Origin of the sequence: Sphingobium xenophagum NBRC 107872, from assembly GCF_000367345.1 — a bacterium.
Taxonomy (GTDB): Bacteria; Pseudomonadota; Alphaproteobacteria; order Sphingomonadales; family Sphingomonadaceae; genus Sphingobium; species Sphingobium xenophagum.
The window spans coordinates 1-10991 of record NZ_BARE01000079.1 but is presented as its reverse complement, the minus strand read 5'-3'; the positions used below and the strand labels follow the sequence as shown (position 1 = coordinate 10991).

Genomic DNA, 10991 nt, shown 5'->3' with positions numbered 1-10991 from the left:
CAAGTGGTACTCGCGGCCAACCTTGTTCAGATAGGGCAGGGCCTTCATCCATTGGGGCTCAGTTTGCCAGCTTTCCCCATCCCAAAATTTCATTGATCGCCCTAGTCTCCTTTTCTGGAGCATGCTTAAAATCAAGTTTCTCGCGAAAAAATAATAGACATTTGCAACCGATACATTTGAACGGGCCATGTGATGATATTATCTGCCGAGCTCATAATTGAAACTGTAGTTGCAGTGCGAAACTCGCGCTCGGTCACCATACCTGGTGGTCATGGAGTTTGGTTCCCGGAGGTCCGCAGGCGCTATCCACAATTGGCCAATGCACCAAAGCTCGAAGCGCGGTGTTACGTTGTCCTTGCTCTGTTGGGAGATGGTGAAGGGGAACAACGTTGGAACCCGAAGGAATGGTGGCCCCATGCGCTAATCTGGTTCGATCTGTATTGCCCCGAGCTTGGCCGCCGCCTTGCGAAACAGCGCTGGGCGTATCTTCTGGCAGCCTACCTGCAGATCACGAAAAACTGGTTGTTGAAGCAGCCTGAAGGCAAGGACCTGATCACTACTGCCAGCTATTTCCATGACCGTGCCAAGGAACGGTTGGATCAGATGACACGAGGCAAGCAACTGCGCAGCAGCCTATCTGCGCTCTCGCCCGCGCCGCCCGGTTTTGCCGTTGATCAGCCCGATGTACGTTGGCGCAGGGCTGGCGAGGAACTGGTCGGGCCGCAGGCCGAAACGGTTGAGATGCTGCATTTCCTGCATGTCCTGCACAGCCAGTTGGGCGTGGCGCAGCATTCGCCGGACGAGCGCTATGCCACCAGAACGCCATTTTACCAGCAAGTGCAGCAAATTTTGCAGCAAGGCACCGGGTTGCCGGATGACCTGCACGCCGGCGCGCAGCGCTTAGCCCAAGCCCTGTCGGCAACGGTGCTGCTGGCAAAGGACCCAGCGCTGGCCCGCCCTCGCGCAGCTCTGGCGAACGCCCTGCCTGATTGCTTTCAAATCGCGCACCACCTGACGCGGTGCCCGCCGCGCACGCTGATCGAAGCGCAGCTGGCTCATGATCCCATTGCCCGCGACAAACTGATGTGCGCCTATGACCTTGGCCTGGCGGTGGCCGATCTGGCCATGGACATCTTTCATTCGGGCGCAATTAAAGGTCCGGCGTTCCGTCCCGGCGCGTACGATTACCTGCACAGCCTCGTTCGCTATGGACCGAAAATGGCGGGCGAGCAGGCGAAGCGCAGCGCGTTACGCTCGGCCATGTCCGAAGTGCCGGACAGGCCCTTGCTAACGGGCATGCCAATGACGCGCGCATTTGCCGAAAGGATGCGCGGCGGGCTGCTGGCCGAACCTGCGCGGGCACACCTGTCGACCGACCTTGGACAGTAAATCACTGCCACTCCATGGGGTGCCGGTCGCGCAATCGCAGCCCCCGAAGCCAGAGGTTCGCTATGACCACCACGCATTCTACCCCCCGCCTGGATAAGTGGCTGATCTGTTCGGAACTTGCGTTCCAATTGATTTCCGGGTTCTGGCGCACCGAAACCGGTACACCCTCGCTGCTGGATTGGCGGCTGACCAGTCAGATGATCGAACCGGTCCCGCGCGAGCAGCTCGCAACCCGGCTCGAAGGGTTGGCTCTAGAGGGTAGCGCATGGAACCTGCTGGTCGTTGTCGACATGGCCGACATTGCCTTGCTGCAACACCTGCAGCATGTCGCCCCACACATGAACGTGCGGCTGGTGGAATGGGGCGAAACACCCCTTGCTGCCATTCTGGGCATGAATGCGCCGGACCAGGCTGTGCTGGCGGCCTTGCAGGCCATCTCAGGCGATGCAGGCAGCGTGGATTTGGCAAACCACCCCGCGGATCTTGCCGGCTATGTTGATGCTCTGAATGCATGGGAAAACGCATGCAGGGCCAATGATGCCGATGCCTTTGCCCTCAGCCTGCCTGCCTTTGCCGATGCCCCTATCCCCTGGCACACCTTGCTAGCGCCAGCAGCGCAGACGACTCCGCAAACTACAGCCGCCAACGATAACTGGGTGGAACTCGTGCGCCTTGCCGCCGCAACCAGCGGGGATGATGTGCAAGCTGTCAGCCTTGAAGACCCACGCAACACGCCCGCGCAGTGGACGCTCACCTTGGCGCCCATTGATGGCGGCCCTGCCACGCTTGCCGTGTTCAGAGTCAACGAAGCTGCCATTCCGGCCTTCCGCGGCTGCACCATCCGCTTGCGCGTGCTTGGCGATGTGATCAGCCTGGGCGAGGTAGACGAAGACGGCCAGGCTGAAATCATCCTGCCATCGCCAATTGCGATTCAGGGCCTTGCAATCTCATGGGATGAAGGGAAGTAAATGTCCTCCGTGACCCATCAGCCTTATTGCGCATCACTCTTGCTGGCCGGGCCTGCGGGCGGCGAGGTGTGCAAGGTTCTTGGCCTGCGCGTGGCGTTTGATCCCCCGGTCCTTGAACGGGAATTGGTCAAGGTGGATCGGGCACCGGTCAACAGTGTGCACAACGGCGAATTGGGCTTGTCGGCCAAACGCGCGGGCACTGTCGCGCTGCAATTGCTGTTCCGCGAAATCAACCACAACCATCCCGTGCAGCGGCTGTGGATCGATATTGATCCGCCAAGCCTGCAAGTCACCGGCCGCAGTGCCGAATTGCTGTTTGGACTGGTCGCTTACCTGCATCTGGGCGCACCTAGCCTGCCCAAGGGCGTGCCCGACAGCGATTTCATGGCTACCGGATTGCTCGATCCTGATGGCAATGTCGGCTCGGTCGAGGCGGTGGCCGTCAAGGTCCGCGCCGCCCTGGCCTCTGGTCCCAAAGTCGGCACACGCCTGTTCTACCCGCGCGCTGATGAGGCGCAGATCGGCGATGACCTACGCGCCGAATGCCGCAGAAACGGCTTGATCCTATGCCCGGTTGACCGGATCGATGAAGCGCTTGATGCCTTGGGCGTTCCGATCCTTGGCTCATGGCCGAGCGGCATCTCTCCGTTCCGCGCCTTGGAAGCCTACGACACCCGCTTCAGCCGCGTGTTCTTTGGGCGGCAGCGCGAAGTCGAAGCGCTGACATCGCTGCTTGAGGCCCGCGCTGCCGCCGGTCGGTCAGGCGCGCTGATCATCGGCGCATCGGGGGCGGGGAAAAGCAGCTTCTGCCTTGCCGGCGTGCTTGCAGCGCTGATCAAGCGCAAGCCCGGCCTGCAATATGCCGTCTGGCGTCCGCGCGATGCCGCCTCGGGGCTGGGTGACGAACCGGCTGATGAACAGCGGCTGGCGCAAAGCATCCTCTCGCAATGGCAGGTCCGCGATGAAAAGCAGCTGGGCATGACGCTGGCGGCTGCTCCCGAAGGCGCACCCATGCTTCAAGACCTTCCGGCATGCTTTGCTACAGAAGCAGGCCAACGCAGCGTTTTCGTTATCGATCAGTTCGAAGAGCTGTTCACGCTGAACTTCACGCCGCGGGCCCGCATTGGCTTGGCCCGGCTGCTGCAATCGCTGCAGGCGCGCGGCATCTGGGTCATCGGCACCTTGCGCAGCGAATTCTACGCCAGTTATCTGGAACTGGCCGATGAAGATGGTCAGGTCATCCTCACCCCGCTGTTCGAGGGGGATGGCCAGTACAACCTGCCCCGCATGAGTCGTGATGCCTTCTCGCAAGTCATCACCCGGCCCGCCGAACTTGCAGGCCTGCAATTCGAACAGCGCGCCAACGGGGTGTCGCTCGCACAAACCCTGCTAGCCGATGCGATGGCCACCGACGATGCCCTGCCACTGCTCGGCTTTGCCTTGCAGAAGCTCTACGACTCGCGAGAGTTGCCGGAAGCCGGCGATTTGGCAGACGCCACCTTCCCCCGCACGCTGGGCTTTGCCGCCTATGTAAAGCTGGGCGGCTTGGCGGGTGCAATCGGCACTGTAGCGGCAGATGCCTACTCAGCGCTCGATTCAGAGGCGCAAGCCGAACTACCCGGCCTTCTTGATGCTCTGGCTGTCCCCTCAGCTGATGGCACCCGCGAAACCGCTCGGCCAGCGCCGATCGACCAATGGCCACTGGGCACCCCCGGCCGTCGCCTAATCGACGCCCTCACCACCATCCGCGTGCTGGTCTCCGAACAAGGCACCACACCCGATGCCCCCGCCGTGGTCCGCGTGGCCCACGAGGCTCTGTTCAGCCACTGGGAACAAGCGGCGAAATTACTCAACGACTCCCGCCAAAACCGCCTGCTGATCGAGGAATTCCGGCAAAAGGCAAAAGTCTGGGACGACGAAGATCACCCGCGTGATCGCCTGCTCACCAGCCCTCGCGATATCGTCAATGCGAACGCGATAAGGGCCCTGGTGCCAGTCGTGGCGAGGAATGCCGTATTGACGGCATTCCTCGATGCCTCTGCCTCACGAGTCAGACGACAGCGCAATGTGAGATACCTCTCCGCCGCCACAATTGCGGTGGTTCTTGCCGGCTCGACAGGGTGGGCGCTGTTCGAACGTGACCGGGCAAAAGTCAGTCAGCGCTTTGCGGAGGCAAAGGCAACCGAGGCGAAGGAAGAGGCCCTTGCAGCAATCTCCGCCAGGAATTCCGCGCGCGACCAAACCAAGATTGCCAATCAGGCAAGAATGCTGGCTCAGGCTGCAGCTGTTTCCGAGGCCAAGCAACGCGCCGAAGCCCTACGGCAGCGAGACTTGGCGCTGACCGCGACGCGCCTCGCGACGCGGCAACAACAGCGCGCCGAGGCGCAAACGGCAGAGGCACGCAGGCAACGGTCACGCGCAGTGGCCCAGTTGGCTGGCCAGGCGGTTGAACAAGGGGATGCGATGACCGGCCTTCTACTGGCCCGTTCCCAACTCGATCCTGCCGACGAAGCCAGCTGGACTGGTGCAGCGCAGACCGCTCTGTTGCAGGCCTATCTTGGCAACCGGGAGATAATGGCGCTCCGGCTGGGCGACGGCGAACATATCGGCCAGATCAAGGCACTCAGCCCAGACAGACGTCGAGCGGTCGTCGCTCATGAAGATGGGACGACCCTGATCTGGACTTTCGATGCCGCGACACCAAGCTCCATCGCGTTGCCGCAACTCGGCAGAGGAGCTCAAACGGCCGAATTCAGTGACGATGGCCAAAAGTTGGTTACCGTCAGCCGGGAACATGGTGCTGTACTATGGGACTTGGGATCTAACCAGCTATTAGCAACGCCACTGGAGGGAACACGCGGCAAAGCTTTATTTGGCAGCTTCAGCAGATATGGCCAGCATGTGATCACGTCGGGGCACGACCGGACCGCTCAAATATGGACCATTAATGGCAAGTTGAAATCGACGATAGGGTCCGAGGGAGGGCCAAACGCTATTGCTTGGGCGACACTAAGCTCTGACGGGAGGTTTGCGGTCACACTATCTGGTGCCAATGCCGCTCACCTGTGGAAACTTGATGCTGACCGCCCGGTCCCGATTCTACTGCCGGGGCGGTATTCCATTTTTAGTGAAGTCGCCCTCAGCCCGGACGGCCGTCAGCTGGTTATTACCTCAGACGATCACACAGTCGACATCTGGAACCTCTATGCCGATCACCTCACTCCAATCATTTTGACCGGACATACGGACAAGGTGAACAGCGTTGCGTTCAGCCCGGACGGGTCCCGGATTGCAACGGGCTCTGACGATCGAACTGCGCGTATCTGGAACACAAGCGGCGACATGTCTGCCGTCGCCGTACTTAAGGGGCACTCACGTTTTGTCACTCACGTCACTTTCAGCCCCGACGGCGAAAGGGTCGTAACAGGGTCCGGTGACGGCACAGCGCGGATTTGGACATTGGGAGAAGAGAGACCGGCGTCCATTGTGCTCGCTGGACATCAAGATCCGGTCGAGGCGGCAGAGTTTTCCCAGGATGGCCGCTTCGTCACGACTTTCACCCTCTACGGGACGGTTCGTCGCTGGGATGCGACACCCGCCAATTCGAACGGTATTGTCCTCGCCGGGCATACGCGGGGATTGACCAGCGCCGCTTTCAGCCCGGATGGACGCAGCGTCGTGACAACATCCAACGACAAAACAGCGCGGGTCTGGCAACTTACCGACAGCGGGCGAATGTCGATACCACTGATCGGTCATAGCCAAAGAGTCACCCAGGCTCGTTTCAGTCCAGACAGCCGCCGCATCGTTACTGCGTCATATGACGGCACTGCCCGCATTTGGAACCTTGCTAGCGATCAGGCTGCTTCAGTGCCATTGTCTGGTCACAAGGAAGCGTTGGTTAGTGCGGAATTTAGTCCAGATGGCCGTCATATTTTAACCGCCTCACGCGATGGTGAAGCCCGCATCTGGACTGCCGCTAGCGATCGGTTGGAGTTTAAGTCATTCAAGGGACCTGACAGGTATTTGAAGAGCGCCCGACTGAGTCAGGATGGGAAAAGACTTTTTGCCACTTTTGCACAAGGCATTGCCTGTGTTTGGTCTATTGACAGTAACGCTTCGCCATCAATCTTCCCCAAAAAGCATGCGCTTAGCATCGACGATGCAAGGGTCAGTCCCGATGGACGATTTATGGCAACTGCCTCCCAGGATGGAACGGCGCGGGTCTGGCGGATCGATAATGGCAGTGTGGATTATGTTCCGCTTATAGGCCACGACTGGGTCACGGATGTCATTTTCAGCCCCGACGGTCTGCGTGTTGTCACCCTTTATGTCGATGGCACCGCGCGAATTTGGGACCATACCGTTTGGCCGCTCAGGTCGGTATTGCTGAGTGGCCATAGCCACAGTATTAACTCGGCTGAATTCAGCCCGGACGGCAAGAGGCTCGTTACGGCATCTGCCGATGGAACCGCCCGGATCTGGACAGTCGACCGCGACATTGCCACCGCCGCCACTCTATCGGGTCACAGTGGCGAGGTTGTTTCTGCCTCGTTCAGCCCCGAGGGGCGGCGCATCGTAACCGCTTCCTCGGATGGAACGGCACGTGTCTGGGACGTCCCAGACACGCGTCAATTATTACCCCTTGTCGATGCCGTGATTACACGCTGCCTGACCTTGCAGCAGCGCGAGCTGGCAGGTCTGGACCCGTCTGACGAGCAACGGACCAGCGGTCCGGCTACTGGCTCCTGCGTTGACCGTTCGACCGTGCCTCAGACACGACAGCATTGATGAACAGGTCCGGTCCAGTTTGCCAGGTATCCGTCTAATAGCTCTGAAGCTGATCGCTTAGACCGAGTTCCACAGGGTGTCCTCGCACTAGGGGGCGCCGGCAATGGAGACCGGATCATGTTCAGCAATTCGACTAAGCAAAAATTCGCAATCTTCGCCGGGGCTGTTATGGCGATGGGGCTTTCCCAGCCGGCGTCGGCGCAAAGCACGCGCGCCCAGGTGCGCGCCGAGATCGGTAGATTGGCAAGCGGTTATCCGGGTTCGACCATAGTATATTCCGGGTGCCGCGCAGTGGCCGAAGACGACTTCGCTCGCACAGGCAGCGTCTCCCATGCCCTCGGCACATTGACCGGATGCGCCAGCGTCGGCTGCGCATTTACGGACATCTATTCCGACTGCCTTCGCGTCAATGCCCGACTGTTCGTGCTCGAACTCCGCCTTTCCTGAACGAGCTGCAATTCCGCTCACCTCCCATTGGAACAAGGTGCTATCGCATGCGTAAAGTCCTTCGATTGCTTTTTGCCATAGCTTTCGCGACCGTCGCCGTCGCGGCACTCCAGGTCGATGCCCGCTTGCCGCTCGGCCTCATGCTATGGGCTGGTGCCGCCAGTTTCGGCCTCGCAGCACTTATGATTGCGCTACCTGCCTTTGACCGACTGCGATCACGTCGGCTGAGAGCGGCCGGCTGGCTCATGTGCGGTGCACTATTGGGCGTAAGCCTGAGCCACCTCTGGATGTCCGCAGAGGCCGCACAGGGTGCCAGGGCAGGATCGTCACCAGAAGAAGAAGTCAACCGAATGCTCCGTTGGAGCGCGGTAGCTGGCAATGCTGAGGACATGTACAATCTTGGAATTCGCCTGAGCGCTGGTGACGCAAAGGCGCAACAAGAGGCAGAACGCTGGCTCCGCGCGGCAGGCGGCCGAGGCTATGCAGACAGCATTACGCCGCTGGCTCGCCTTCTAGTAGCACAGGCGCGTCACTCGGAGGCGCAAGGTCTGCTGGAGGGTGCAACGGCACCGCACAATGCCGAAAATAAATGGCTTTTGTCGCAGGTAATCTGGGCGCAATCGCCCAATCGATCAGCTGAGAACTTGTGGCAGCCGCTACTTCGGGAGGCGGCAAACGAGGGGCAAGTCGATGCCATGGCGCTTGTCGGGGTCTTGCTTGCTCAAGGCGAACAGGGTTTTACAAAAGACCCCGTCGAAGCCCGCCAGTGGTATCGCAAAGCAGCTTTAAAGGGTCACGCGCGCGCTGCCTTCAATTTGGGCCTGGATTATGAATGGGGTATGGGCGGATTGCCCGATCGCGAGCAAGCCATCGCCGCTTACAGAATGGCCGTCGTTCATGATCTGCCTGAAGCCAAGTTAAATTTGGGTGTCATGTTGATGAACCGGGGTGACGATGTCTCTCTGCGAGAGGCCAAGAGCCTTTTCCTTGATGTCGCACAGGGCGATCGAGTAGACTTGGCTGCCATAGCCGAAGAAAATATCGAAGTTATTGAAAATAAAATTCAACTTTGACACAGATCATTAGCATTCTCAATAATTCGAGGAAAACGTTATGCGCCTTGAAACCCTTCTTTTTGCTCCAGCGCTTATCTTCAGCGGATCGGCATTTGGCCAGACAGGGAAATTGATCGGCCTCGACCAAGGAAAATATGTCGGCACTTATCAGTGTGCGCAAGGTCTGACCGAACTGGAACTCTACATCCAGAGTGACGGACAAAATGGTCGTTCTGAAGGTGCCACAGTCGGCAAGTTTGTCCGCCTAGGCGAATTCAAATTTAAATATCGGATGCTGCGTAACATCTTCGGCTGGGGAAGATATCATGTGCGTATCCAGGAATATCCTGACGGGCGCGTCGTAATGACTCCGGATCCCGACAAGGAGCGACTGAACAGTATGCCGCAAGGTTTTCGGCCCGTTGGTGCAGTTCTTCGCCGAGATGGGTCAGCAGGCTTTTTTGGCATGCAGGGTAAAATCTCCGATCCACAATGCGGCGCAATTAGCATGCGCAAATGGGAATCAAACGTCCATCTCGACAGCAGAACCATGAAAGGGGCAGTTGGCGCGGTTACAGATGCTTACATGCGCAAAGAGGAAGCGGAACGAGCTTATCGCGATCGAGGGTGCAGGGAAGTCATCACCTATGCAGACAAAAACGGTGACGTTGATACAAAAACAGTCTGCCAGCGATAGGTTGGAGCCGATACCACCTTTGCTGGATGTCAGCTCGTTTCGGATGGAAATAGTCCATGCCGGTCAGTTGAAGCTGGCAATGCCATTCCGGCGGAAAATTACCCGCAAATCCAGGGGATCGGTGGACCATTGCCTGATGATACAGCATGGTCCGTAACACATCGGATCTGGTCTTTAACAATGGCGATTGAGGTATGATATGCGCAAAGCTCTATTATATGCTGCTGCCGCTTGTCTTCAAATAAACGACGCTGCCTTTGCACAGAACGGAGCAACATTTACGCCTCCACCAGATTATGTCGAGGGCGAACCAGTCGAGGTCCTCGGCGAAGCCGTGCCGCGTTTAAGCGCGGCAGACCAGACGATTTATACGGGCACCTACACATGTGAGCAGGGGCTGACGAAAGTCAGCATTGACTTGAGCAACATAGGGTATGGCTTGGGCGGCACTTTTAATTTCGGCGGTGGTCGGGTTCCCTACGGCAGCTATGAATTTGACTTAAATCCGCTTGGCGGTAACCGATATCAAATCGATCCCGTCCGTTGGAGGCGGCAGCCAGCGGGATTCAGAATGGTCGGCGCGACCGTGACCATTTCAAACGGTCAACTCAGCGGCAATATCGACGATCGTGACTGTACGACCATCCGCGCCCTTGCACCTGCTGCCGTCGCAAAGCTTGACCCAAGTTCAGGCGGACGCCCCCCTTCCGCTTCGAACACATCACGGCAACCTGCCATGGAATCAAAGAACGGATCCCCAAGTGGCAGTGCTTTAGATCAAATGCTGGACAGGGTAGTCCAGGCCGACTCCAGGACGTGGGGGTTTAATCGATACGTGTCGGGAAGCATGTCCGGATCGCGATATCTTTCCGGCGGTTCATCCAGCAAGACCTATGTCGCCCAGGGTAACTATAAATATGTCAGTTATGCTGGAGGGATATCGTCCGGGTGGGTGAAGATAAAGGTGGCAAACTCCAGTCTGCAATGTATTGAGTTTCACGATCAGGCCGGAAATTGCCGGGCTCCAGGTGCATCGCTCAGCGCTCAGGCGCTTGTCGGTGTTTTGGCGGCAGGTGCGGCGGGTGCTGGAAGTTCCGGTGGCGGCGAGACGCCTTGTAATCCGAATGACTTGGTCCTTGTAGGCGACCAATGGCAACCCGCGAAATCTTGCCATTAAATGGTATCCACTTCCTCGCACCAATTACGCGCTGTCCTGACGCTTGCTAGCGACGACGCATTTTTTCGAAGGCATGAGTGCTTTCGCCCACCAACCTCGCCATGCATCGGGCCTGACCGCTTCGCTTCGAACTCATGCCGAGAAGCAGAAGGCCCCATATTTGGCGGATATTCAGCAACGCGGCACATTAGGAAGTGTGTGCGCCGCGCTCATGAATCATTTCGAAACCACCGATGCCCCGGCCAAGGCAGGGGTGACATTGCGGAACTGGTTCGAACTCGGAGTAGTTCATGGATCAGTTATCTGCCGCGATCGACAATCAAGGACAGACCTTCATTCTAGCTTTCGTCATCATAAGCGCCAAGTGGCAACGGCAACCGCTCAATCATTGCCTTTGACGCACCGCAAATGGCTGGTTCGGCCCAAAGCCGTCATTCATGGTCGTAGGCAGTAACGACCGTTAAGTC

General features: G+C 58.5%; 7 protein-coding genes. All 7 read left to right on the top strand.

Annotation, left to right across the window (positions count from 1 at the left end):
* Nucleotides 1–312 precede the first annotated feature (312 nt).
* The 7 genes from SX1_RS20950 (at nt 313) to SX1_RS24370 (ending at nt 10524) form a co-directional block, all read left to right on the top strand.
* Entirely contained in the window at nt 313–1389 is a 1077-nt protein-coding gene (locus SX1_RS20950; RefSeq protein ID WP_026150017.1) for a hypothetical protein, read from the top strand.
* Nucleotides 1390–1451: 62 nt separating this feature from the next.
* Nucleotides 1452–2357: a hypothetical protein gene (locus tag SX1_RS20945; protein ID WP_019054663.1), complete on the top strand. Its 906-nt coding sequence runs from the start codon at nt 1452–1454 to the stop codon at nt 2355–2357.
* Complete coding sequence (locus tag SX1_RS20940; RefSeq protein WP_019054662.1) at nt 2358–7148, top strand: nSTAND1 domain-containing NTPase; 4791 nt, start codon at nt 2358–2360, stop codon at nt 7146–7148.
* A gap of 117 nt (nt 7149–7265) precedes the next feature.
* The gene (locus SX1_RS24380; protein ID WP_019054661.1) at nt 7266–7595 is read left to right on the top strand and encodes a hypothetical protein; all 330 of its coding nucleotides are present in this window, start codon (nt 7266–7268) and stop codon (nt 7593–7595) included.
* A gap of 47 nt (nt 7596–7642) precedes the next feature.
* On the top strand, nt 7643–8668 hold the full coding sequence (locus SX1_RS20930) for a tetratricopeptide repeat protein (RefSeq protein WP_019054660.1): 1026 nt from the start codon (nt 7643–7645) through the stop codon (nt 8666–8668).
* A 40-nt stretch (nt 8669–8708) separates the two neighbouring features.
* The gene (locus tag SX1_RS24375) at nt 8709–9347 is read left to right on the top strand and encodes a hypothetical protein (protein WP_157410335.1); all 639 of its coding nucleotides are present in this window, start codon (nt 8709–8711) and stop codon (nt 9345–9347) included.
* Nucleotides 9348–9546: 199 nt separating this feature from the next.
* The gene (locus SX1_RS24370) at nt 9547–10524 is read left to right on the top strand and encodes a hypothetical protein (RefSeq protein ID WP_157410333.1); all 978 of its coding nucleotides are present in this window, start codon (nt 9547–9549) and stop codon (nt 10522–10524) included.
* The last annotated feature ends 467 nt before the right edge of the window (nt 10525–10991 follow it).

Coding starts and splice junctions, on each gene's coding strand:
- SX1_RS24370 (WP_157410333.1), top strand. CDS start 9,547: ATGCGCAAAGCTCTATTATATGCTGCTGCCGCTTGTCTTCAAATAAAC.
- SX1_RS20930 (WP_019054660.1), top strand. CDS start 7,643: ATGCGTAAAGTCCTTCGATTGCTTTTTGCCATAGCTTTCGCGACCGTC.
- SX1_RS20940 (WP_019054662.1), top strand. CDS start 2,358: ATGTCCTCCGTGACCCATCAGCCTTATTGCGCATCACTCTTGCTGGCC.
- SX1_RS24380 (WP_019054661.1), top strand. CDS start 7,266: ATGTTCAGCAATTCGACTAAGCAAAAATTCGCAATCTTCGCCGGGGCT.
- SX1_RS20945 (WP_019054663.1), top strand. CDS start 1,452: ATGACCACCACGCATTCTACCCCCCGCCTGGATAAGTGGCTGATCTGT.
- SX1_RS24375 (WP_157410335.1), top strand. CDS start 8,709: ATGCGCCTTGAAACCCTTCTTTTTGCTCCAGCGCTTATCTTCAGCGGA.